This is a genomic window from Rheinheimera lutimaris, assembly GCF_013283795.1.
In the GTDB taxonomy this organism is placed as follows: Bacteria; Pseudomonadota; Gammaproteobacteria; order Enterobacterales; family Alteromonadaceae; genus Alishewanella; species Alishewanella lutimaris.
This window is the reverse complement of record NZ_JABSOD010000001.1, coordinates 31,067-54,573: the sequence shown is the minus strand read 5'-3', so window position 1 is coordinate 54,573 and position 23,507 is coordinate 31,067. Positions and strand designations below refer to the sequence as shown.

Below are 23,507 nucleotides of genomic sequence, written 5' to 3'. Positions count from 1 at the left end.
CTGCGAGCCGCATTAACCACTGTGCTTATTGCTGTACCAGGGCACAGCGCATTCGTAGTTGGTAATAATGTTTTCGACCCCCAGAGTCAGCGCAAACAGCGCCATACGTACCAGAATGCCGTTATCGGCCTGGCGGAAAATGGCTAAATTAGGGTTCAGGTTTAAATCGTTATCCAGCTCGTTAGCTTCAACCCGTGAATCACGCGGCAACGGGTGCATAATCACGGTATTGGATTTACAGTAACGGGTATAGATTTCCTGATTTAAGCGAAACTTGCCGCGGTATAAATTGGCCTCGGCTTTCGATGGAAAGCGCTCTTCCTGAATTCTGGTTTGGTAGACAATATCGGCATTAAGATTGCCTTCCAGTACATCGGTAATAGTGACCTGATGGCCGGCATCTTCTATTGCACTGACAATCTCGTCCGGCATCGCCAGCTCTTTGGGTGCAATCAGGGTAAAACGCAGATTTTTGTATAGTTTTAATAGCTTGGATAACGAATGCACAGTACGACCAAACTTTAAGTCACCTACCATGGCGATATGCATACCATCGATGCTCTGGCCGGACGCGGCCAATTCGCGCTGTATGGTAAACAAGTCCAGCAAGGCTTGCGTCGGGTGCTCGTTGGCGCCATCGCCGCCATTTAATACCGGCACGCGGCTGCCTTCGGCAAATTCCGCTACTGAGCCGGCCTGCGGATGGCGCATGGCAATAACATCGCTGTAGCTGCTGATCACCCGGGCAGTATCAAACAGTGATTCGCCCTTAGACAGCGCCGACGATTCCATGCCGGTGGTTTCGCGTACTTCACCGCCCAGTAAATTAAACGCACAACCAAAGCTGACGCGGGTGCGGGTGCTGGGCTCAAAAAACAGGTTACCTAAAATAGCGCCTTCGAGCACCTTAGTACGTTTTTGCCGGCTGGCGTAGGGGTGCATATTGCGGGCAATATCGAAAACATGTTGAATGGTGTCGCGATCAAACTGGCTTACCGAGAGGATGTGTTCGCCTTTAAAGCTCATAGTCAGTGCTCTTTTCGCTGAGGATTAACCCGGGCCGGAACTGGCCCGGCGCCGGCAATTAGACGGCGTCATTATACGCGAAACACATCGGCAAAAGCGAATAAGCAGCTATATCGGTTTCAAATATGCCAGCAAGATAATGCTGAGCAAAACCAGCACAGGCACTTCGTTAAAAATGCGATAAAACCGCGGGCTGCGCCGGTTACGGTTATATTTAAAGTCGGCTAACAATTTAAAGCAGTAGCCGTGGTAAACAAACAGGGCTGTGACTAACACTAACTTATAATGCAGCCAGCTACTGACACGGAACCAAGCCAGGCCATAGCTGTAAATCAGCAATACTCCGAATAGCAATGTTAACACTGCAAAGGGCGTAACAAAGTACAGCAGTCGACGTTCCATCACTTTAAATTCGGCATCACAGTCTGCGCTTTGGGTGGCGGCATGGTAGACAAATAAACGTGGCAGATAAAAAATTCCGGCAAACCATGCCACCATAAAAAACACATGTAAGGCTTTATATACAAGAATGCTTGTCATAATAAGTTGTTCTGTTTCACTAATAAACTCCGTACCTGGTCCCAGCGGATAATGCCAATCAGCTGCACCGGCTCTTCCTCGCGGTAAATATACACTGCACCTTCGCGTTTATCTTCCAAAATGGCGAATACTTCTGCCATGGTGGCCTGATGCGTAAGCCCTTGCAGCGGCAGATATTGTACTGCGCTGGCGCCGGTCATCGACAGTTGTACGTCGTAATTTGTCAGCAAATATTCGCTGCTACCGTCATTGTTGTGACGCTGTATCAGCAGTTGTTGCGGCGGCTCCAGTTTATCCAGTGCCTGCAGCACTTGCTGCTCGTCCGGATTGTCCAGCAGCTGATATTGATTATCCAGCAAGGCCAGCACGCCTACCTTTTGCAGTACATCATCAGCAGGTGACAGCTTGTACGGCATTTGCAGAAAGTCGAGTTGCAGCAGGAAAATAGATTTATTATTAAAAAACTGCACACCGGTAATATAGGCGGTGGTGATCACCAACATAGCCGGCACAATAATACCGGGGTTATGCGCCAGCTCCATCACTGCCACCAGCGCGGCCAGCGGCGCATGCATGGTTGCCGCCATTAATCCGGCCATGCCTAACACAGCGTAAGTGCCGGCAATGCTGTTATCGCCGATAATGGCCGATGGTATTATGGCCATTAAAGTACCCAGTACTATACCAATACCAAATACCGGGCCTATCACCCCGCCGGGCACTCCTAACCCCAGCGCGAACAATGTCAGTAACATTTTGCCGATAAAAATCGTTAACAGCAGGGCTACATCGTTTGGTGCATTCACGGCGTAAAAAATAGCGCCGGTTTCAGCGCCCATCGCATGCGGAATCAGATAACCGACAGCTGCAGTAACAACCCCGGCCAGGCTTAAGCGTAATAGCAGGGGCCAGTTTTTAAACAAGGTAATTAAGCGCATCATATTTTTGTTGAACACAAAAGCAATGGCGCCAAACACTATGCCACACAGCACCAGATAAGGCAGATGCCAGCCACTGATGCTAACAATATTCAGCAATGCCAGCTCTTTATCGCTGCCAAACACGCTTTGTGTTACCAAAGCGCCGACGACAGATGACAGCATAATAGGAATAAACACATGTACACGGTACTCCCGCAGCACCACTTCCATTACAAAAATAACAGCTGCTAACGGCGTATTAAATGACGCCGAAATGCCGGCTGCAATGCCACAACCTGCCAGAATACGGATGCTGTTATAGGGCAGTTTCAGATACTTACCCAGGGTGCTGGCGCCATAAGCGCCTAAATGCACTGAAGGGCCTTCACGGCCAACAGAAAAACCACTGGCCAGCGCCAGAATGCCGCCAAAAAATTGGTTAATGGTGTTGCGGGTGGGCATCATGCCGTACTTCAGCTTAATGCGGTGGATAACAAAAGGGATGCCCAGCCGGTAGTGTTTATAGCCGGTGATCCAGGCAATAAAGCCGATTAACATGGCGCCGCCCAGTGGTAACATCCAGCGAATATCGGCGCTAACAGTAGAGAAATCGTCGCTGCGAACCAAGAAAATACTTTGGATACCAACGATAGCGAGGCGGAATAAGATGATTAGAATTGCCGCGGCAAGGCCACCAAGCATACCTAAAATGCATAACTGCAATGACGTTTGTGGCAGCGCCAAACGGCGTTGCAAAGACGGTAGCCAGATCTTCCAGCGCTGCATAAGCCATAGTACCTGTGTTAAGTAACTAAGAGTTTAACATAAGTTGCTGACTAATCAGCTTAATTGTAATAAGTAACAACTATTGGGCGACAACGGCGCCTAATACTTGAATAAAACAGTCAGGTATTAGATAATTTGCGCCTTAGTTAAACCTGCGGAGTTAATATGTCTGAACCAGCTGCACCAATTGAATTTACTGAAGCCGCAGCAAAAAAAGTGGCGTTACTGGTCACGGAAGAAGAAAACCCTGAATTGAAACTGCGGGTTTATATTACCGGTGGTGGCTGCTCCGGTTTTCAGTATGGCTTTACCTTCGATGAAAAAGTGAATGACGGTGATTTTGTGGTGGAAAAGCAAGGTGTGTCGATGGTAGTAGACCCGATGAGCCTGCAATACCTGATGGGCGGTGTGGTCGATTACACTGAAGGCCTTGAGGGTAGCCGTTTTATCGTACAAAACCCGAATGCCACAACAACTTGTGGTTGCGGTTCATCATTTTCCGTTTAAATTCATGTGCTTTTTGTAAATAAAAAAATACATGAAAGGCTTGTAAGTTTGCGCCCATCCGGCTGCTGAGCTCTGCTTATCGCTGAGTCAGCAGCATAATTCCCCATAGACTCAGCGCAATAGCGGCATTGAAACCAATAATATAAGCAAAACCTTTACGGCCTTGTTTCACGCTCCAGCCATGCTGTTGTAAGTACCAATACCAGGCTGCACACATTACTAAAGGGGCTAAGAACAGTAATTTAATCATTTTTTCTCTCATCGGTTTGGCATCTGCTGCCGTACTGGTATTACCTGTAAATTATATTGCCGGGCTGGCAGTTAAAATCAACTGTAAAGTCTGATTACAGATTTTAACGCTTGTAGCTGTACGCTCGTCGCATCCTGTGGTTTAATTAACCGTTTTTTATTGCTTATTGCGCTGGCAATAAGGTTTGGATTCTTTTGCAGGAAGTATTTTTACATAATAAAAGCGTAACACGCTGGGAGAAGAAAAAAACATGAAAGGTACAAAAAGCGTTATTTCTGATGAAAATAAGCGTCTGTGTGTCTGGCTGAAGCGTCAACGTCAGGAAAAAGGGCATACCATGCGAAGTCTGTCAGAAATTTTAGGGACACCGCATTCGTTTATTGGCAAAGTTGAAAACCAGGAGCGCCGGCTGGACGTGATTGAATACGTTCGCTATTGCCAGGCGCTGGATGTCGACCCCACGGAAGGGTTAAAACAGGTTTTATCAGCCTGATGCATGACAAAACGCCGCTATGCAGCGGCGTTTTGTTTTATCGGTTTATGTCTTGCTAACACCATAATCAGCAGCAACGCCGGTATTCCCATCAGCGCGGTCATAACAAAAAACGCACCATATCCCATCTGCTCTACCCACTGACCGGAAAAGCCACCGGTAAATTTGGGCAATAACAGCATTAGCGAACTGAACATAGCATACTGTGTGGCGGTAAAGGCCAGATTAACTAAGGACGCTAAATAAGCAAGAAAAGCACTGGTCGCAATGCCTGCGCTTAAGTTGTCTGCCGAGATCACTAAGGTTAACCACATCAAATCATAGCCGATATGACTCAATGCAGAGAACAGCAGATTAGTTACCGCACTTAGCAGTGCGCCTAAAAACAGGATTTTAATTACACCAAACTGGTTAATCAGCACTCCGCCAAGTGCTGCGCCGATCAGCGTCATAATAACACCATAGATCTTGGAAACGCTTGCGACCTCTTCTTTGCTATAACCCATATCAACATAAAACGCATTTGCCATAACACCCATTACAACGTCGCTCAGGCGGTAACACGCAATCAACGCCAGGATCAGTAGGGCATGCCATTTATAACGGCCAAAAAAGTCAATAAAGGGCGCAACCACTGCTTGTTTCAGCCAGGAAAGAGTGCGTTGCAACAACGAGCCGGCGGTATATTGGTGTTGCTGCAGGCCACAGACAGGTTCTTTGCTGAATAATGTGGTGATGATCCCCGGCAGCATACAGAGTGCCATAACCAAATATGCCTGCTGCCAACCGTCCAGATCGTAATTACTGCCTTGAGAGAATATAGCGGCCAACCACAATGTACCTGCTGAAGCCATAATCATTGCCAGTCTGTAGCCGGCAAGATAGGCTGCCGCCAGCGCTGCCTGCAGCTTTTCAGGCGCGCTTTCAATGCGAAAGGCGTCAACATTAATATCTTGTGTCGCTGACGCAAAAGCCAGCACGACAGCAAAAGCGGCCATCGTGGCTAAATCCTGCTGAGGATCGGTTAATGCCATGCAACAAATTGCAACTATTACGCTAAGCTGAGAAATCAGCAGCCAGCTGCGGCGCCTGCCCAGCTTGTGATGTAAATATGGAATTTGCAAATGATCTGCCAGCGGAGACCATAACCACTTAACAGCATACGCCAACGCGACCCAGCTAAAATAACCAATGTCAGCGCGTGATACGCCGGCCTCGCGCAGCCAAAATGACAGTACGCCAAATACCAACATCAACGGCAAACCGCTGGAAAAGCCAAGCACGAAAATAGCCAGCACCCGGCGTTGGCAATATATATTCAGGCTTTTCAGCCAGGTAAAGTAATGGGGCAAAACAACACCTGAAAACAGCGGCAAGTAGTAGTAGCTTACCTGTCAGTGGGTTGGGGTCAAGTATTTATGGTCGTACACCAACACAGTTTGGCGGCGCAATGCCATGGCCTTTAAGGTAGCAGATACAATCCTGAATGCTTCTGCGCAACTGCCTGTCTTCACGCAATATGCTGTCAGGCCAATATTCCAGTTGATGAAGTAAATGCCAGAACACCCGTTCACGGGTGCTGTAGGGCAATTGTAGCCCGCTGTTAAGTTGTGCCCACTCCTCAAGCGTGTCCCAGACAAACAGGTGCAACTCACTGTGCGGCAAGCGACCACGAAAATAGCGTGAAATATAAAAAACCAGCTGCTGCGATTTTTGCTCGATAAATTTATCTGCCATAACCTGACTTAACAGCACCTTCGGGTTAACACTGTTAAGCCAAGTATAGCCGGTTTTACTGCTCTGGCAGCAGTAGCACGGTTTTTATCAGCACTGGCTCTACCGGCACATTGGGCCAACCCAGTTCAGCGGAAGTATCTGTTTGAATTGCGCGAATTTTTTCAATAACATCTTCGCCGGCGCTAATACGGCCAAACACCGTATAGCCCCAACGCCGGCCCGGGTCCAGGCTGGGGTTGTCCTGTAAATTAAAATAAAACTGGCTGGTGGCGCTGTGTGGTTCAGCCAGGCGTGCCATAGCGATAGTACCAAATTGATTTTTTAAGCCGTTACCGGACTCGTTAAACACCGGCTTTAATTCTTCTATCGGTTTATAGCTGGCATCGTAGCCACCGCCCTGCAACACAAACTCCGGCTCCAAACGGTGAAACACGGTATTGTTATAGCGCTTGTGTTTAACATAGCTGAGAAAGTTATTTACCGTAAGCGGGGCTCTGCTGCGGTCGAGTTCAACATCAATATCGCCATGCGAGGTAATAATACGTACTTTAGGAAACAGATTGTTGGCTTGCAAAAACTGCCCGGCTTGCACCCATGTACTTGCCAGTAGCAGTATTAATGCCGATAAACCATAACGCATGTTACCTCCTCAACGCTTGCTGCCAGCTGCTGTCCTGCAGCATTTGTGTGATGACTTGCTCAGTTAGTACTCTTAACTCGCGTTCTACCGCAGCAATATCCATTTTGAAGGGTGCAGTAAAACTACTGTCGCCGGAATAAGTTTTGCTGAAACTGCCTTGCGGGTGTTGTACCTGTACGGTTAACGCCACCTGATTGGTGACTGAATGCTCCAGCGTGCGCTGATCAACCAGCGCTTGTAGCTGAGCAATTTTGACTGTCAGTTGCACGTCGCTGCCGGCATCCTGTATCGCGCCTTGTTCCTGTAACGCCTGAACCAGGCTTTGTTGCAACTGGCCGGTCAGATTGTTACTGGTGGCAATTTGTTCAACTTTATCGCCACTTTGAATTCGCAGCGTGTAAGGCAGGCCACGCTCATCGACGACAGCGAAGGCAAACCTGGTTTGCTGCAATTGGTTACTTTGTGGTGCAAATACCTGCGGCGCCAGAATAAATCCCGGCCTTGTACTGCTGCACCCTGCAATGGCGAGCAATGCCAACATAACTAAGTAGCGCATGATTAACTCCTTTTTATAGCTTCTAAAATCACAAATTTGGGATCGGCAGCCAGTTGGCGGCAGTTACCAAACAGGCGTTGTAAGGTGTCTGCATAACCCAGATGATGGTTAGCGACAATACGCAGATGACCGCCTTGTTTTAATACCCGTTTAGCGTCACTGAACATCTGGCCGGCGATATGGCCGGTTACCGCTTGCTGCTGATGAAACGGCGGGTTGCACAGCACATAGTCAGCACTTTTGTCCGGCTGTTGGCTCAGGCAATCATCAACCGTAAAGCGACATAGCGCCGTTTTGTCCGGCAGGTTTTCGCTGATGGTTTGTCTGGCAGATTCAACTGCCATATAAGACTCATCACAAAACAGCATATTTATAGCGTCGTGCCGGCTGAGTAAGGCTAATCCCAGTACGCCATTACCGCAGCCCAGATCAATCACTGTTTGGCCTTCAGCCACTGCCGGTAAATGTTGCAGGAAAAAACGCGCGCCCTGGTCCAGTTTTTCTCGTGAAAACACATTGGCATGGTTTACTACGTTGTAGATGCTGTGTTCAAGCGGCCAGCGCAGCGGAAAATTGATCGTTGCCGGTTGCTGTAGTGCCGCATTATACCGGCAACTTATCAGGCGGCATTTTTTCACTGCCAGTGAGGCACTGGTCGGGCCTAATGTGTGCTCAAACATCGCCAACACATTACGGTTAATGTCTTTGGCTTTAGCGCTGGCCAAAATAATGCTGTCCGGGGTAAGTACCCCGGACAGTTGCTGCAAAATATAGTGCAGATAACTGTGATTGTTCGGCAATTTCAGCAGTACAATGTCCGGCGCCTGCGGGTAGGGGCTCAGGCTGGATTGCTGTTGTAATGTCGTTACCGCCAGACCATTTTGCTGACGGTTATACACCGTGCCTTGTTGTGCTAACAACGAATCGTTAACCTGCACCTGAGTATATTGTGCCAATGCGCAAGACAGCGCGCCAAAACTGTCATTAATAAGCAGCAACGCAGGCTCACGCTTATGTTGCCGGCTAAACTGTGTAGCGCTTTCCAGCGTATGATGGATAAGCAATTCGTCAGCGGCATCCCAAGCTTGTAAACTGTTGTTGGGTTGATGAAGCGGCCAGCGGGATAACTGTAAGCTGCCATTGGCAAAGGTAAAAGTGGTATTCATAATGGCACGGGTAGTGGAATAAGGTGAGCATTTTGACACGACAGTCGCATAGCGACAACCGGCAAAGCGGTGCGCAGCACTTTAGCCTGCCGGATGCCAGCTTAACATTGTGGCCAAATTGGCTGGAGCTGCAACAAAGCAGCACCTTACAGCAGCAGTTGCTGCAACAACTGCAATGGTCACAAGACAGTATTGTGATGTTCGGTAAAGCGGTTAAAATTCCGCGCTATCAGGTATGGATGGGCGACAGCCACTGCAGCTATCGTTATTCCGGTACTACCTTTTCGCCGCAGCCCTGGCACACACAAGTACAACAGCTGGCGCAGCAAATCAGCGCTTTTTTACAATTACCGTTTAACTGTGTTTTGCTTAACTGGTACCGGGATGGCGGGCAACACATGGGCTGGCATGCAGACAACGAACCTGAACTTGGCGACAACCCTTACATAGCATCACTGAGTATCGGCGCTACCCGGCGGTTTGAGCTGAAACACCGTCAGCAGCCGTGGCAACTGGCGCTGGATTTAACTCCCGGTAGCTTGCTGCTGATGGCGGGAGAATGTCAGCAGCACTGGTTGCATCGTTTACCCAAACAAAGCAAGGTGACAGACAGCCGGATAAATTTGACGTTTCGTTATATTAAGAGCAGCGGTTAGACAAAATTATTTTTTGTAAGCCGCCCAGCCCGTTAGCCGGTGTTATTTTTCTTGACACAAAAAGCAGCTGGCAACTTTAACGGCGGCAACTAGAGTTAACTAAAGGAATAAATAAGGATAAAGGCTATGTTGATTCATACCGCTATTGAACAGAAGTTACTTAGTGCATTTGATCCTGTGTTCCTTGATGTGGTAAACGAAAGCCACCTGCACAATGTGCCGCAAGGCTCTGAGTCGCACTTTAAAGTCGTTATCGTGACACCGCAGTTTGACGGCATGCGCTTGTTGCAACGACACCGCGCAGTTAATGCTGTAGTGGCAGAGGAACTGGCAGAAAAAATTCATGCCCTGGCCTTGCATACTTATACACCGTCAGAGTGGTACGAGTATTACGCAGAAAAACCGCCGGCATCGCCACGCTGCTATGGCGGCAGTAAAACTGAAAAAGCGTCTGTATGACGCTTTTTTTCTGTTTGTCGCTGTTAAATAAACAAAAACGGCTGATCAGACCTGTTTTCTGCGGTAAAGTTTTACACTAGCGTCAATTTTGTCGAGACAACAGCAGGAGCTGTCATGGTTATTCAACCGAAAATTCGTGGTTTTATCTGTACTAACGCTCACCCTGTCGGCTGTGCCGAGCATGTAAAAGAACAAATTGCTTATGTAAAACAAGCAGGCCCTGTCGCAAACGGGCCGAAAAATGTATTAGTAATTGGTGCATCTACCGGTTACGGCCTGGCGTCACGCATTACTGCGGCGTTTGGCTCGGGTGCCAACACCCTGGGTATTTTCTTTGAAAAAGAACCGACAGAAAGTAAAACCGCATCGGCTGGTTGGTATAACACCGCTGCGTTTGAACAGGCAGCCAATGCGGCAGGCTTGTGGAACAAGCATATCAACGGCGATGCCTTTACCGATGAGCTAAAAGCACAAGCCATTGATATTATCCGCAGTGAAATGGGTAAAATTGATTTAGTGGTGTACAGCCTGGCGGCGCCACGGCGCAAAGACCCGGTAAGCGGCGAAATATTCAGTTCAGTATTAAAACCTATCGGCCAGTCTTACACTGCCAGAACGCTGAACACCAGCAAGCGTGAAATTGAAGAAGTGTCGGTTGAACCGGCCAACGACGATGAAATTCACCAAACGGTAAAAGTGATGGGCGGCGAAGATTGGGAGCGTTGGTTAGATCAGTTAAACGCTGCCGGTGTGCTGGCCGACAATTGCCAGACAGTGGCATACACTTATATAGGCAAAGAGTTAACCTGGCCTATTTACGGTAAAGCTACTATCGGCAAAGCCAAAGAAGATTTAGACCGCGCTGCGGCGGCTATTACCAAGCAACTGGCGTCGAAAAAAGGCAAGGCTTATGTCGCGTCATTAAAAGCGCTGGTTACGCAGGCCAGTTCAGCCATTCCTATTATGCCGCTGTATATTTCGTTGTTGTACCGTGTCATGAAAGCAGAAGGCAGCCATGAGGGTTGTATTGAGCAGATTAACGGCTTATTCCGTCAGGGGCTGTACAGTGATGCGCCTGTTATGGACGACGCCGGCCGTCTGCGTATGGATGGAAAAGAGCTGAGTCCGCATATTCAACAAGCCGTGAAAGATTTGTGGGGCCAGGTAACCACAGAGACTATCGATACGTTGACAGACTATAAGGGTTACCATAACGAGTTTTTACGCCTGTTTGGTTTTGGTTATACACATGTAGATTACGATGCAGATGTATCGCCGCTGGTGCCTTTAGCTAATATTGCACCATAAAAATAGCAAAACAGCCTTTAAAGCCGCCATTTGGCGGCTTTTGCTTAAGCTGCATTCGCAAATTGACTAAAGTTGACTAAAATTTGCAGCAATATGCCAAAGGTGTCGCTTAGTTAACGCATACGCCAAAGCGTGGTTTTCGTCGGCTGGTTTGCCGGAAAATTTATCTAATAGCATAGATAGGCGGCTGCATTAATGTTAGAATCCGCGACTTTAATATGGGTATCCGGTGAAAAAAATAAGCAGTAATTGTGCTGAAAATAACCGCCTGATGCGCTGCTCATCCTGCAGCTGAAAACCAGGCCCTGTTTCTTCCCAAAATAGTAGTGCAAGTACGTATGATAAAACTCAAAAAAGGCTTGGACATTCCCCTCGCGGGCAGTCCTAAACAAGAGATCAGTGCGGGCAATACCATTAACACTGTCGCTGTATTAGGCGAAGAGTTTATTGGCATGCGTCCGACTATGTCCGTTGAAGTTGGCGATACGGTAAAAAAAGGTCAGGTACTTTTCGAAGATAAGAAAACGCCGGGCGTGAAATTTACTGCACCAGTGGCCGGAACCGTCAAAGAAATTAACCGTGGCGCCAAGCGCGTATTGCAATCTGTTGTAATTGAAGCAGCAGGAAACGATGCGGTGCAGTTTGGTAAATATGCTGCTGACCAGCTTGCGGGGTTAAGCCGCGAGCAGGTAACGCAGAATTTGGTAGATTCCGGTTTATGGGTTGCCCTGCGCACCCGGCCGTATAGCCAAACGCCTGCTATCGACAGCACACCACGCGCTATTTTTGTCAACGCCATGGATACCAATCCATTAGCGGCAGACCCTGCGGTAGTAATAGCTGCAGATAGTGATGCCTTTACTCAGGGGCTAACAGTATTAGCGACGTTGACTGAAGGTAAACTGTACCTGAGTAAAAAAGCCGGTGTTTCGGTACCGGCTATCGGCAAAGCAGAAGTGGCCGAGTTTGATGGCCCGCATCCTGCAGGCCTGGTGGGGACCCATATTCATCTGCTTGACCCCGTCAGCGCGAAAAAAGTGGTATGGCATATCGGTTATCAGGATGTTATAGCCATTGGTAAGTTGTTCACCACCGGTGAGTTGCACAGCGAGCGCGTAGTTGCGCTGGGCGGCCCGGCAGTGAAAACGCCACGTTTGGTAAAAACTGTACTGGGTGCGTCAACTGCTGAATTAACGGCGGGTGAACTGACTGAAGGTAAAAACCGTACTATTTCAGGTTCGGTATTGTCCGGTTCTACTGCGCACGGCGTGCATGGTTACATCGGCCGTTTCCATACTCAGGTGTCTGTGCTGGCTGAAGGCTATGACAAAGAGTTTTTAGGTTGGATTGCCCCCGGCAGTACCAAGTTTTCGGTAACCCGGGCTTATTTATCACATCTGAACCCGAAACGTCTGTTCAACATGACCACTACCACCAACGGCTCTGCCCGTGCCATGGTACCTATCGGCAATTACGAGCGCGTAATGCCGTTGGATATTCTGCCTACGCTACTGCTGCGTGACATAGTGTCCGGCGATACAGACGGTGCTGTGTCTTTAGGGTGTCTGGAATTGGATGAAGAAGATCTGGCGCTGTGTACCTTTGTTTGTCCCGGCAAATACGACTACGGCACCATTTTGCGTAACTGCCTGACGACCATTCAGAAGGAAGGCTAATCATGAGTTTAAAGCATTTTTTAGAGCGCATTGAGCCGTCATTTGAAAAAGGCGGTAAGTATGAGAAGTGGTATGCGTTGTATGAAGCTGTTGCCACTGTGCTGTATACGCCAGGTCTTGTAACTAAAAATGGTACGCACGTACGTGACAGTATCGATTTAAAGCGGATCATGATTTTCGTCTGGTTGGCGTTATTTCCGGCGTTATTTTTTGGTATGTACAATATTGGCCATCAGGCCGTTGTTGCACTGCAAGCTGGTTTTGGTACGCCAGATACCTGGCAAGTCGCCATTTATCAGTTGCTCGGCGGTGAGTTGACAGCAGAGTCCGGTTGGGGCAGTAAGATGTGGTATGGCGCAGTATGGTTTCTGCCTATCTACGCTGTAACCTTTATCGTTGGTGGCTTTTGGGAAGTGTTGTTTGCGTCAGTGCGTAAGCACGAAGTAAATGAAGGTTTCTTCGTCAGCTCTATCCTGTTTGCCTTGATTCTGCCGGCAACTATTCCACTGTGGCAGGTAGCCTTAGGTATTACGTTCGGCGTGGTGATTGCCAAAGAAGTGTTTGGTGGCACCGGCCGTAACTTCTTAAACCCGGCGCTTGCTGGCCGTGCTTTTCTGTTCTTCGCTTATCCGGCGCAAATATCCGGTGATGCAGTATGGACAGTCGCTGACGGATACTCAGGTGCAACCTGGCTAAGTAAAGCGGCATCAGGCGAGTTGGATTACAGTGCAAATATGGATTTGTGGTGGAACGCTTTCTACGGTTTTATTCCGGGGTCAGTAGGTGAAACTTCTGTGTTGGCGCTGTTAATTGGTGGTTTGGCGCTGATCTACTTCCGTATCGCTTCCTGGCGTATTGTGCTGGGCGTCATGGTGGGTATGATCTTGTCTTCTTACCTGTTCAACGCTATTGGTTCTGAATCTAACGCTATGTTTGCTATGCCCTGGCATTGGCACCTGGTATTGGGTGGTTTTGCTATCGGTATGTTCTTTATGGCAACGGACCCGGTTTCAGCTTCGTTTACTGACAAAGGTAAATGGGCATACGGTATTCTGATTGGCTTTATGGTGGTGATGATCCGCGTTGTTAACCCGGCATACCCTGAAGGTATGATGTTAGCAATACTGTTTGCGAACCTGTTCGCACCACTATTTGATTTCTTCGTGGCTCAGGCCAATATCAAGCGGAGGCTGGCACGTAATGTCTAGTAATAACGATAGCATCAGCAAAACGCTGATCGTAGTCATCTCTTTATGTTTAGTTTGTGCCGTTATCGTGTCGACTGCAGCAGTGCAGTTACGGCCACAACAAACAGCCAATAAACTTTTGGATTCGCAAAAAAACGTGTTGGCGGTAACAGGGTTATTGTCCGGCAGTGATGTTCAGCAGCTGTACAACAAGCATATTGAAGAGCGCTTTGTCGATCTGGATACCGGCAGCTTTGTAGAAAAGCCGGCTAACTATGATTACCGTAAATTTATGAAAGACCCTGCACAAAGCGTGCGCTTATCCGGTGATGAAGACTTAGCTTCAATAAAAAGCCGCGCCAATATTGCACCTGTCTATTTAGCCTACAATAACGGGGTAGAGTCCGGTGAGTTGTCGGCGATAGTACTGCCAATTCATGGTTATGGTTTATGGTCAACCATGCATGCGTTTTTGGCATTGGGTGCTGACGGTACAACAATACAAGGCCTGAACTACTATGAGCAGGGTGAAACAGCCGGTTTGGGTGGCGAAGTACAAAATCCGAAATGGGTAGCTCAGTTCGAAGGGAAGAAATTGTTGGACCAATCCGGAGCTCCAGCCATTAAGGTGGTTAAACCGGGCAATGCCAGCGCTGATTCCGCTTTTGAGGTAGATGGCCTGTCGGGTGCTACGTTAACCAGCAACGGCGTACAACATACTTTCGATTTCTGGGCTGGTGCTAAGGGTTTTGCCCCATTTTTGGCTAAAGTTCGCGACGGAGCATTAAACAATGGCTAACGCAAAAGAAATTAAAACGGTTCTGTTTGGTCCTGTATTTGCCAACAACCCTATTGCTTTGCAGGTACTGGGTATTTGTTCTGCACTGGCAGTAACCACCAAGATGGATAAAGCTCTGGTTATGTGTATTGCACTAACCTTAGTAACAGCTTTTTCTAACTTTTTTATCTCATTGATCCGTAATCACATTCCATCCAGTGTGCGTATCATCGTACAAATGACGATTATTGCTTCGTTGGTAATCGTAGTTGATCAGTTGCTGAAAGCCTTTGCCTATGACGTAGCAAAAGAGTTGTCAGTATTCGTTGGTCTGATTATTACCAACTGTATTGTAATGGGTCGTGCTGAAGCATTTGCGATGAAAAGCGCGCCAGGCATCAGCTTCCTGGACGGTATTGGTAATGGCTTGGGTTATAGCGCGGTGTTAATGACTGTGGCTTTCATCCGTGAGTTGGGTGGTTCAGGTACCTTATTTGGTGTTGAAGTTATGCCACTGGTTAAAGACGGCGGCTGGTATCAACCTATGGGTCTGCTGTTAATGCCGCCAAGTGCCTTTATCATCATTGCAGGCCTGATTTGGTTACTGCGTACTTACCGTACTGAACAGGTTGAAAAGGCATAAGGAGCTGTAGATGGAACATTATATAAGCTTGTTTGTCCGTGCCGTGTTTATTGAGAACCTTGCGCTGACGTTCTTCCTCGGTATGTGTACTTTTATTGCCGTATCGAAAAAAATCACCACCGCTTTTGGCCTGGGTGTAGCAGTAACGGTTGTACTGGGTATTTCAGTACCGGTAAATAACCTGGTGTATCAAAACCTGCTGGCGCCCGGCGCACTGGACTGGGCTGGTTTCCCTGAAGCCGATTTAAGCTTCCTGGGCTTTTTAACCTACATTGGTGTTATTGCGGCACTGGTACAAATTTTGGAAATGATTTTAGATAAATTCTTCCCGGCTTTGTACAACGCCTTAGGTATCTTTCTGCCGCTAATCACGGTGAACTGCGCCATTTTCGGTGCGGTAGCCTTTATGGTTGAACGTGATTACAACTTTGGTGAGAGTGTGGTGTTCGGTCTGGGCAGTGGTATTGGCTGGATGCTGGCAATCACTTTGCTGGCAGGTATTCGCGAGAAGCTGAAATACGCAGATATTCCACACGGTCTACGTGGTCTGGGTATTACCTTCTTAATGGTTGGTTTAATGGGGTTAGGCTTTATGTCTTTCTCCGGTGTTTCACTGTAAGGGGTAAGGGAACGCAATATGGAAAATGTAGACATATTTCTTGGCGTTGGCATGTTTACCCTGGTGGTGCTGGCGTTAGTGGTTATTATTTTGGCGGCCAAGTCTAAGCTGGTAGCGTCAGGTGACATTACCATCAGCATTAACGGCGATCCGGAAAAAGCCATTAAAACCAAAGCCGGCGGTAAATTGCTGGGTGCATTAGCGGATAAAGGCATCTTCTTGTCGTCTGCCTGTGGCGGTGGTGGTTCTTGTGGTCAGTGCCGCGTGCACGTGAAATCAGGTGGCGGCGAAATATTGCCAACTGAGCTGGGCCATATTACCAAGGGTGAAGCGCGCGAAGGTTGCCGTTTGTCTTGTCAGGTAAACGTAAAATCTGACATGGAAATTGAAGTTGAAGAAGAAATCTTCGGCATCAAAAAATGGGACTGTACTGTTATTTCTAATGATAACAAAGCGACTTTTATTAAAGAGCTGAAACTGCAGATCCCTGATGGCGAGTCTGTGCCGTTTCGTGCCGGTGGTTATATCCAGATAGAAGCGCCTGCACACCATGTGAAATACAAGGACTTTGACGTCCCTGAACAGTTCCGCGGTGATTGGGAGCGCTTTAAGTTCTTCACGTTAGAGTCTAAAGTAGACGAAGAAACTATTCGTGCTTACTCTATGGCGAACTACCCGTCAGAAGAAGGCATTATTATGCTTAACGTGCGTATCGCTACGCCGCCACCAAATAATCTGATGCTGCCTTGCGGTAAAATGTCATCGTATATCTGGAGCTTGAAAGAAGGCGACAAGGTAACTATTTCCGGTCCGTTTGGTGAGTTTTTCGCCAAAGAAACCGAAGCGGAAATGGTGTTTATCGGTGGTGGTGCCGGTATGGCTCCTATGCGCTCACACATTTTTGACCAGCTGCGCCGGTTAAAGTCGAAGCGTAAAATTACCTTCTGGTACGGTGCCCGGTCTAAGCGCGAAATGTTCTACGTTGAAGATTTCGATATGCTGGCGGCCGAGAATGAAAACTTCGAGTGGCATGTTGCTTTATCAGATCCGCAGCCGGAAGATAACTGGAGTGGTTACACAGGGTTTATTCATAACGTCATTTATGAAAATTACCTGAAAAACCATAAAGCACCGGAAGACTGCGAGTTTTATATGTGCGGTCCACCGATGATGAACAAAGCGGTAATTAATATGCTCAAAGATTTGGGTGTAGAAGATGACAATATTTTGTTAGACGACTTCGGCGGCTAATAAAAACAGTAATCCGGAGGGGCACCGTAACAGGTTGCCCCTTCTGCTATCAGGAACTCTTATGTCTCGTGTTTCTATGCTGAAAAACTGGCTGGCTCTTATCGGGCTGGCCATTTTAGTTTCATGCAGCCCTGCCAAACCGTTAACTGAGCAATATCAGTTAAATGGTGACACTATGGGTACGTACTATGTAGTTAAATTTTACAGCGACAAGGCGATAGACAGTAATGCGCTGCAGCAGCAAATTGACACCGAGCTGGAGTTGGTCAACGATCTTATGTCGACTTACCGGCCGCAATCAGAGCTGATGCGTTTTAACCGCCACAGCGATGGCAGTGTTTTTCCGCTATCGCCACAAACTCATACTGTCGTGGCGGAAGCACTGCGCATTGCCGGGCAAACGCAGGGGGTGCTGGATGTTACAGTTGGCCCGCTGGTAGAGTTATGGGGCTTTGGTGCCCATGGCCGCATAGAACATGCTCCAGACGATGCATTAATTGAACAAACCCGCGCAGTGGTGGGCTATAACAAGCTTACACTAAATGAAGCAGGTTTAAGCAAAGCAGAACCTGCGCTAGCAGTAGACTTATCAACGATTGCTAAAGGCTTTGGTGTCGACCAGGTTGCGGCGTTGCTGGAGCAAAACGGCATTAGTGATTATCTGGTAGAAATTGGCGGCGAAATGCGTTTAAAAGGTAGCAAGCCTGAGCAACAGCCATGGAAAATTGCTATCGAAAAACCGGTAACAACGGAACGTGCTGTGCAGCGTATTTTAGTACCGGGTGATATGGGCGTGGCTACCTCAGGTGATTATCGCAACTATTTTGAAGAAGACGGAGTGCGTTACTCGCATTTACTGGACCCGCGTACCGGCAAGCCGATAAATAACCGCACGGTGTCAGTAACGGTGTTGCATCCGTCTTGTATGACGGCAGATGGCTATGCTACTGCATTAAACGTAATGAGCGAGCAAGAGGCACTGGCCTTTGCTGAACAGCACGGTATAGCGGTGTTGCTGGTGGTTAAAACAGATGATGGCTTTGTAGAGTTGACATCGTCAGCCTTTAAACCATACCTGGCCGGATAACGGAGTGTATATGACGGTTTTTTTATTTACTTTCGGTTTGTTTTTACTGGTGGTTGTGGCAATGGCGGTTGGCTATCTGGTGCAACGTAAAACTATTGCCGGTAGCTGTGGTGGCTTAGGCGAAATTGGTATTGAAAAAGCCTGCGATTGTGACAAGCCCTGTGAAAAACGGCAAAAACGGCTGGATAAAGAGAAGTTCTGGCAGCAGAATAAAATTATCTGACCGTTACACGTTGAGCATAATACCTGAAGCCGGCTGATGCCGGCTTTTTACTTTGACAGGAGCACCTTATCTTGCTGGATACACTCTTTGCCCTGCGCGCACGCGGCACCACTGTATGGCGCGAGGTTGTCGCCGGTTTTACCACCTTTATGGCCATGTCCTATGTGTTGTTTGTAAACCCCGCTATGCTGGCGCAAGCCGGTATGGATCATGGCGCGGTATTCGTTGCCACTTGTCTGGCGGCAGCCTTAGGTTGCCTGCTTATGGGCCTGCTCGCCAATTTGCCGGTAGCGCTTGCGCCTGGTATGGGGCTGAATGCCTTTTTCACCTACGTTATAGTGATAGAGCAGGGGCACAGTTGGCAAACTGCACTGGCTTGTGTGTTTTTCTCCGGCTGTTTATTTTTACTGCTGAGCATTTTTAAAATTCGCGAATGGATTATTAACAGCATACCGCTGCCGCTGAAAATGGGTATCGCCGCCGGTATTGGTATGTTTTTGGCACTTATTGCCTTGAAAACTGCCAACATTATCGTTGCCAGCCCGGCTACCCTCGTTACATTGGGCGATCTGCACAGCCCGCAAGTACTGTTAGCATTAGCAGGCTTTTTTATTATTTTTGCCCTGGCGCATCGCGGCTGGCATGCGGCGGTATTAATAAGCATTTTGTCTGTCACTGCAGCTGCCTGGTGGCTGGGCGATACACAGTTTAAGGCTGTAGTATCAATACCACCTGCTGTGAGCGCAACCTTTATGCAGCTTGATTTTGCCGCCGCGCTTAGTTTAAGTATGTTACCTGTTATTTTAAGCTTACTGTTTTTGGATTTGTTTGATACTTCCGGCACCCTGGTGGCGGTAACGCATAAAGCTGGCTTAATGCAAAAGGACGGCACTGTACCGGATCTGAGCAAAGCGCTTATCGCTGACAGCAGTGCCACTATTGCCGGCGCTATGCTGGGTACTTCGACAACAACCAGTTATGTAGAAAGCAGTAGTGGTGTTGCTGCCGGCGGCCGCACAGGGTTGATGGCGGTGGTTACCGGGTTATTGTTTCTGCTGGCATTGTGGTTTTCGCCGCTGGCCGCCATGGTGCCATCCTATGCGACAGCCGGTGCTTTATTGTATGTCGCTACGCTAATGCTCAGCAGCTTAAAGCACGTAGAGTGGGACGATGTGATCCAGGCCGTACCGGTATGCGTTGTGTTAATTATGATGCCACTGACGTTTTCTATCGCAGACGGCATTGGTATGGGGTTTATCAGTTATGCTGTGCTATGTTTGCTGACAGGTAAGCTGCAACACACCACCATCAGTGTCTGGTTACTGACATTGGTATTTTTGGCCAAATTTATCTGGGGATAAAATCTGATGCAACCTGGTTTAAAACTTAGCTTAACTACAGCCCTGTTATTGCTGCTGGCAGCAGCACCGCTGCAGGCCGACCGCTTTAAAGACGTGCAGGTAGAAGAAACTAAACTGGCAGATAATTTGTATATGTTATCAGGTGCCGGTGGCAATATGGCTACTTTAATTGCTGCCGATAAGCTGTTGCTTGTCGATGCGCAGTACGCCGAAATGGCAGATAAAATTAAAGCCAAGTTAAAACAATTAAGTGGCCAGCGCAGTTTAACCACACTGATTAACACCCATGTGCATGGCGATCATGTCGGCGGAAACAGTGCCTTAGCTGCAGACGTCGATATTATTGCACACAGCAAGGTGTTAAGCCGGTTATCACAAGACACCGAATTCCCGCGCAGCGGCTTGCCGAAAACCACCTTCAATGAGCAATTAACCTTACACCTGAACAATCAAACAGTGCGTCTCGATGCGATGCCGGCCGGTCATACTGACGGCGACATCGTGGTGTGGTTTGAACAGGCGAACGTGGTGCATTTTGGTGATTTGTTGTTTGAAGGCCGTTTTCCGTTTATCGATACCGGTAGAGGCGGCTCGGTAAAAGGCTATATCGACAATACCCGGTCCTTGATTGGTATGCTGAATGACCAGACTAAAGTGATACCGGGCCATGGCCAATTAACCGATAAAGCCGGCGTGCAACGTTCACTGGATATGATGCTGGCGACTTTGGCTATAGTGCAGGGCTACAAAGCGGCCGGCATGACAGAGCAGCAAGCTGTCGGGCAAGGTTTGGGGGAACAATGGCAAAGCTGGCATTGGAATTTTATTACTGAAGAGCGCTGGATTAAGACGCTGTACCATGCAGACATAAACTAGTTCTTGTCGCCCGTCAGGATGCTGGTTATGCTGTAGTAATGAAAAATATACAGCGCCGGCAGGGCGTTACTCCGGAGTCGGGGCAAGGATGAGGTTACGTGAAACCCTGGTGGCCTATATGTTGCCATTGCTGGTATTACCGGTGATGGCATTTGGCTATCTGGCCTATGAGTTCAGCAAACAGCATCTGCAAAAGAAAGCCTATTATGAAGTTGAGCAAGCGCTATACCAACAGCAGCTGCAGCTGACAACCTATTTGCAACAGCAGCAAACCAGATTGGCGATGCTGGTACAAAGTCCGTTGCTACAGCAACATATTCAACAGCCCGAACCTGAGCTACTTAGTGCGCTGCAGCTGCAGTTCAGCCGCTTTATGCAGGCGGATGATAATATCCGCAGCTTAAAGCTGGTGACACTAAATGGCGATTACGAGATGCAACTACCGCCGGTTGCTGATTATTCCGGCGTGCCTAACCGCTTTCGCAATGAATATTTCTCCTCGTTACAAGCTCAGGTAGATGAAGCCGGCTATTTCCTCGCCGAAGACACCGCCAGCAGCAGTTTACAGCTGTTTTTTGCGCATAAGCTGTATACCAATTCAGTAACAGAATCACGCCGGTTATGGGGCTACCTGGTCGTAATGGTTAATCCGGATTTGTTTGCGCAGGTCGTCAGTTATCGCCATACGCCAAACAGTGTCACGTTGCTGATCAGCAAGGCGGCCACGGTAACCTATGCCGATAATATGGCGTTAATCGGCAGTGCTTTTGCGCCAACCAATTTCCGCGCTATTCAGCAGAGCATTGATGCGCAAAGCTTCTCGTCAGAGCTGTTATTGGGACAACATCGTTTGCTGTTGGGAAAAAGTTTGCCCGGAGCTTATCAGTTGCTGTATGGCATAGATGAGACAGAGTTACTTCGCCAACAACGTCTGTTATCTCTGGTATTGGTGCTGTTAACGTTACTGGTTTGCTTGATCCTGCCTCTGCTGGTGTATTGGTTGCTGATTCGAAATGTATTTGAACCTATCAAACAACTAACCGCAGCTAAAACAGCCGTTGGTCGCGGTGATTTATCGACCTTACTGGAAGTAAAAAAGCAGGATGAACTGGGTGACATGTTTGCCGCTTTTAATGTCATGGTGCGCCAGCTTCGGGTATACCGTGAGCGCGAGCGGGCTTATAAGCAACAATTAGAGGACAAGGTACTGCGCCGCACCCAGGATTTAGCCCGCGCTAATGACGATTTAGCGGCTGCAAACCAGGAGTTGATCTTGGCACGGGAAGCCGCCGAGCAAGCCAACCGCTTAAAAAGTGTTTTTCTGGCTAATATGAGCCATGAGATCCGCACGCCGCTGACGGCTATCATCGGTTTTTCGGAGCAAGCCAAAAGTGAGCAGGATAATGACAAACTGCAGAATTACTTACAGCGGGTATTAAAAAGCGGTGACCATTTATTGGGCTTAATCAATGACATTCTTGATCTGTCGAAGATAGAGGCAGAGAAGCTCGAGCTGAATTATGAAGCCTTTAATTGTCTGGCGTTAATTGACGATGTGTTTCAGTTAACCCGCAGTCAGGCTGAAGCAAAGGGGCTGCAATGCACGCTGGAACTGCAATTCCCGCTGCCGGTATATTTATACAATGATGCGCTGCGCTTTCGTCAGGTGCTGCTGAACCTGACCAGTAACTCAGTAAAGTTTACCAAGAAAGGTAAGATCGTACTTAGCGTAGCCTATGACGTATTGCGTCAGCGTTTGACGATTAAGGTAAAAGACAGCGGTATCGGCATGACGCCGGAAGAGTTAAGCCGGATTTTCCAGCCTTTTGTGCAGGCTGATGCTACTGTTACACGGCATTTTGGCGGCACGGGTCTTGGGTTGTGTATATCGAAGAAACTGATGCAGCAAATGGATGGGGATATCCAGGTAGAAAGCGTAAAGGGTATAGGCAGTTGCTTTGAATTGCATTTTAACTGCAGTGCCCAACAACCGGAATTGGTCGACAGCTTTACCAAAGAGTTGGGCGTAGCATGCGCAGACAGTAATGTTAAGCCGGTGCCGCAGTTGCATATTTTAGTGGCGGAAGACAATCCGGATAACCAATTACTGCTGAAACTAATGCTGGCAAAAGCCAATGCCAGCTGTGTGTTGGTTGATAACGGCCATAAAGCCGTTGAGCGGGCACTGGCAGAAGACTTCGACCTGATTTTTATGGATATGCAAATGCCGCTGATGGGGGGGGGAGGAAGCCACACGCTTAATCCGCCATGCCGGTATAGAGACACCGGTTATCGCGGTTACTGCCAATGTGATGACAGAAGATCTGGAGCGTTATAAGGCCGCCGGCTGTCAGAGCTTATTGCCAAAACCGGTAATGCAGAGCGATTTACTTAATATTCTCGGTAAATTTGGCGCTAAGACATCTTTAACAGCGGTTGAGTTATTAGAGCAGCAATTAGCACAGGATCCGCAGATGCAGGCATTGAAGCAACAATTCAGTATGCAGTTGCCACAGTTGTGCAGCGAGTTACAAGGCTATTGTGATGCCGGCCAATGGCGCGAGCTGGCTTTTGCTGCGCATAGTCTGAAAGGCAGCGCCGGCAGTATGGGCTATCCTGAACTGACTACGCTGGCAGGTGAATTGGAACGCTGCGCGAACAATGAACGAGCCGGCTGCACTGAGTTGCTGGTTAAAATACAGTCTGTGGTGCAGCGCAGTGCTGATGCGTCAGCACGCGTTTAATGATTAGCAGTGTAAAAG

General features: G+C 48.2%; 26 protein-coding genes. 17 read left to right on the top strand and 9 right to left on the bottom strand.

All coding sequences use genetic code 11. The annotated features are described in order from the left end of the window. Nucleotides 1–12: 12 nt before the first annotated feature. The 3 genes from HRH59_RS00260 to HRH59_RS00250 all read right to left on the bottom strand — a co-directional run bounded on the left by HRH59_RS00260 (nucleotide 13) and on the right by HRH59_RS00250 (nucleotide 3,272). The gene (locus HRH59_RS00260) at nucleotides 13–1,026 is read right to left on the bottom strand and encodes an aspartate carbamoyltransferase (RefSeq protein WP_173499268.1); all 1,014 of its coding nucleotides are present in this window, start codon (nucleotides 1,024–1,026) and stop codon (nucleotides 13–15) included. Nucleotides 1,027–1,134: 108 nt separating this feature from the next. After that, nucleotides 1,135–1,566: a CopD family protein gene (locus HRH59_RS00255; protein WP_173499267.1), complete on the bottom strand. Its 432-nt coding sequence runs from the start codon at nucleotides 1,564–1,566 to the stop codon at nucleotides 1,135–1,137. Next, nucleotides 1,563–3,272 (bottom strand): chloride channel protein, encoded by a 1,710-nt coding sequence (locus tag HRH59_RS00250; protein WP_173499266.1) that lies wholly within the window; start codon nucleotides 3,270–3,272, stop codon nucleotides 1,563–1,565. Before HRH59_RS00250 ends, HRH59_RS00255 begins: the two co-directional genes overlap by 4 nt. 165 nt (nucleotides 3,273–3,437) lie before the next feature. Here HRH59_RS00250 and erpA point away from each other — a divergent pair, with 165 nt between their 5' ends. Further along, the gene (erpA, locus tag HRH59_RS00245; protein ID WP_173499265.1) at nucleotides 3,438–3,779 is read left to right on the top strand and encodes an iron-sulfur cluster insertion protein ErpA; all 342 of its coding nucleotides are present in this window, start codon (nucleotides 3,438–3,440) and stop codon (nucleotides 3,777–3,779) included. Nucleotides 3,780–3,855: 76 nt separating this feature from the next. On the opposite strand, the gene HRH59_RS00240 is transcribed toward erpA, so the two are convergent. Further along, complete coding sequence (locus tag HRH59_RS00240; protein ID WP_173499264.1) at nucleotides 3,856–4,029, bottom strand: hypothetical protein; 174 nt, start codon at nucleotides 4,027–4,029, stop codon at nucleotides 3,856–3,858. Nucleotides 4,030–4,279: 250 nt separating this feature from the next. Between HRH59_RS00240 and HRH59_RS00235 the strand changes: the two genes are divergently transcribed. Next, the gene (locus HRH59_RS00235; protein ID WP_068232674.1) at nucleotides 4,280–4,522 is read left to right on the top strand and encodes a helix-turn-helix domain-containing protein; all 243 of its coding nucleotides are present in this window, start codon (nucleotides 4,280–4,282) and stop codon (nucleotides 4,520–4,522) included. Nucleotides 4,523–4,539: 17 nt separating this feature from the next. Here the strand turns inward: HRH59_RS00235 and HRH59_RS00230 are convergent, their stop codons facing one another. From HRH59_RS00230 to HRH59_RS00210, 5 genes are all read right to left on the bottom strand, one after another. Further along, nucleotides 4,540–5,874, bottom strand: coding sequence for an AmpG family muropeptide MFS transporter (locus HRH59_RS00230; protein WP_173499263.1), 1,335 nt, complete (start codon nucleotides 5,872–5,874; stop codon nucleotides 4,540–4,542). Between the two features lie 64 nt (nucleotides 5,875–5,938). Continuing rightward, nucleotides 5,939–6,259, bottom strand: a complete 321-nt coding sequence (locus tag HRH59_RS00225; protein WP_173499262.1) for a hypothetical protein — start codon at nucleotides 6,257–6,259, stop codon at nucleotides 5,939–5,941. A 55-nt stretch (nucleotides 6,260–6,314) separates the two neighbouring features. Continuing rightward, on the bottom strand, nucleotides 6,315–6,899 hold the full coding sequence (locus HRH59_RS00220) for a peptidylprolyl isomerase (RefSeq protein ID WP_173499261.1): 585 nt from the start codon (nucleotides 6,897–6,899) through the stop codon (nucleotides 6,315–6,317). A gap of 1 nt (nucleotide 6,900) precedes the next feature. Continuing rightward, entirely contained in the window at nucleotides 6,901–7,455 is a 555-nt protein-coding gene (locus HRH59_RS00215) for a YajG family lipoprotein (protein WP_173499260.1), read from the bottom strand. Nucleotides 7,456–7,457: 2 nt separating this feature from the next. Then, nucleotides 7,458–8,621, bottom strand: coding sequence for a methyltransferase (locus HRH59_RS00210; protein ID WP_173499259.1), 1,164 nt, complete (start codon nucleotides 8,619–8,621; stop codon nucleotides 7,458–7,460). 23 nt (nucleotides 8,622–8,644) lie between these two features. Between HRH59_RS00210 and HRH59_RS00205 the strand changes: the two genes are divergently transcribed. The 15 genes from HRH59_RS00205 to HRH59_RS19225 all read left to right on the top strand — a co-directional run bounded on the left by HRH59_RS00205 (nucleotide 8,645) and on the right by HRH59_RS19225 (nucleotide 23,489). Continuing rightward, the gene (locus tag HRH59_RS00205; protein WP_331460132.1) at nucleotides 8,645–9,277 is read left to right on the top strand and encodes an alpha-ketoglutarate-dependent dioxygenase AlkB family protein; all 633 of its coding nucleotides are present in this window, start codon (nucleotides 8,645–8,647) and stop codon (nucleotides 9,275–9,277) included. 126 nt (nucleotides 9,278–9,403) lie between these two features. Further along, a complete protein-coding gene (locus tag HRH59_RS00200) occupies nucleotides 9,404–9,736 on the top strand; it encodes a BolA family protein (RefSeq protein ID WP_173499257.1) in 333 nt (110 codons plus the stop codon). A gap of 114 nt (nucleotides 9,737–9,850) precedes the next feature. After that, the gene (gene fabV, locus HRH59_RS00195; protein ID WP_173499256.1) at nucleotides 9,851–11,044 is read left to right on the top strand and encodes an enoyl-ACP reductase FabV; all 1,194 of its coding nucleotides are present in this window, start codon (nucleotides 9,851–9,853) and stop codon (nucleotides 11,042–11,044) included. A gap of 338 nt (nucleotides 11,045–11,382) precedes the next feature. Next, on the top strand, nucleotides 11,383–12,720 hold the full coding sequence (locus tag HRH59_RS00190; protein ID WP_173499255.1) for a Na(+)-translocating NADH-quinone reductase subunit A: 1,338 nt from the start codon (nucleotides 11,383–11,385) through the stop codon (nucleotides 12,718–12,720). Nucleotides 12,721–12,722: 2 nt separating this feature from the next. Further along, a complete protein-coding gene (locus tag HRH59_RS00185; RefSeq protein WP_173499254.1) occupies nucleotides 12,723–13,928 on the top strand; it encodes an NADH:ubiquinone reductase (Na(+)-transporting) subunit B in 1,206 nt (401 codons plus the stop codon). Then, complete coding sequence (locus HRH59_RS00180; RefSeq protein WP_173499253.1) at nucleotides 13,921–14,706, top strand: Na(+)-translocating NADH-quinone reductase subunit C; 786 nt, start codon at nucleotides 13,921–13,923, stop codon at nucleotides 14,704–14,706. The genes HRH59_RS00185 and HRH59_RS00180 overlap by 8 nt, the downstream gene beginning before the upstream one ends. Then, entirely contained in the window at nucleotides 14,699–15,328 is a 630-nt protein-coding gene (locus HRH59_RS00175) for an NADH:ubiquinone reductase (Na(+)-transporting) subunit D (protein WP_173499252.1), read from the top strand. The genes HRH59_RS00180 and HRH59_RS00175 overlap by 8 nt, the downstream gene beginning before the upstream one ends. 10 nt (nucleotides 15,329–15,338) lie before the next feature. After that, nucleotides 15,339–15,947: an NADH:ubiquinone reductase (Na(+)-transporting) subunit E gene (gene nqrE, locus HRH59_RS00170; protein WP_173499251.1), complete on the top strand. Its 609-nt coding sequence runs from the start codon at nucleotides 15,339–15,341 to the stop codon at nucleotides 15,945–15,947. Nucleotides 15,948–15,965: 18 nt separating this feature from the next. After that, on the top strand, nucleotides 15,966–17,198 hold the full coding sequence (gene nqrF, locus HRH59_RS00165) for an NADH:ubiquinone reductase (Na(+)-transporting) subunit F (RefSeq protein WP_173499250.1): 1,233 nt from the start codon (nucleotides 15,966–15,968) through the stop codon (nucleotides 17,196–17,198). A gap of 61 nt (nucleotides 17,199–17,259) precedes the next feature. Then, the gene (locus HRH59_RS00160; RefSeq protein ID WP_218573429.1) at nucleotides 17,260–18,285 is read left to right on the top strand and encodes an FAD:protein FMN transferase; all 1,026 of its coding nucleotides are present in this window, start codon (nucleotides 17,260–17,262) and stop codon (nucleotides 18,283–18,285) included. A 10-nt stretch (nucleotides 18,286–18,295) separates the two neighbouring features. Next, nucleotides 18,296–18,508 carry a (Na+)-NQR maturation NqrM gene (gene nqrM, locus HRH59_RS00155; protein ID WP_173499249.1) on the top strand — a complete coding sequence of 71 codons (213 nt, stop codon included), beginning with the start codon at nucleotides 18,296–18,298 and terminating at the stop codon, nucleotides 18,506–18,508. 71 nt (nucleotides 18,509–18,579) lie between these two features. Further along, nucleotides 18,580–19,869, top strand: a complete 1,290-nt coding sequence (locus HRH59_RS00150; RefSeq protein ID WP_173499248.1) for an NCS2 family permease — start codon at nucleotides 18,580–18,582, stop codon at nucleotides 19,867–19,869. Nucleotides 19,870–19,875: 6 nt separating this feature from the next. Then, nucleotides 19,876–20,745 carry an MBL fold metallo-hydrolase gene (locus tag HRH59_RS00145; RefSeq protein ID WP_173499247.1) on the top strand — a complete coding sequence of 290 codons (870 nt, stop codon included), beginning with the start codon at nucleotides 19,876–19,878 and terminating at the stop codon, nucleotides 20,743–20,745. An 88-nt stretch (nucleotides 20,746–20,833) separates the two neighbouring features. Next, nucleotides 20,834–23,083 (top strand): ATP-binding protein, encoded by a 2,250-nt coding sequence (locus HRH59_RS00140; protein ID WP_231702355.1) that lies wholly within the window; start codon nucleotides 20,834–20,836, stop codon nucleotides 23,081–23,083. Next, complete coding sequence (locus HRH59_RS19225; protein ID WP_231702354.1) at nucleotides 23,058–23,489, top strand: Hpt domain-containing protein; 432 nt, start codon at nucleotides 23,058–23,060, stop codon at nucleotides 23,487–23,489. The genes HRH59_RS00140 and HRH59_RS19225 overlap by 26 nt, the downstream gene beginning before the upstream one ends. Nucleotides 23,490–23,507 lie beyond the last annotated feature (18 nt).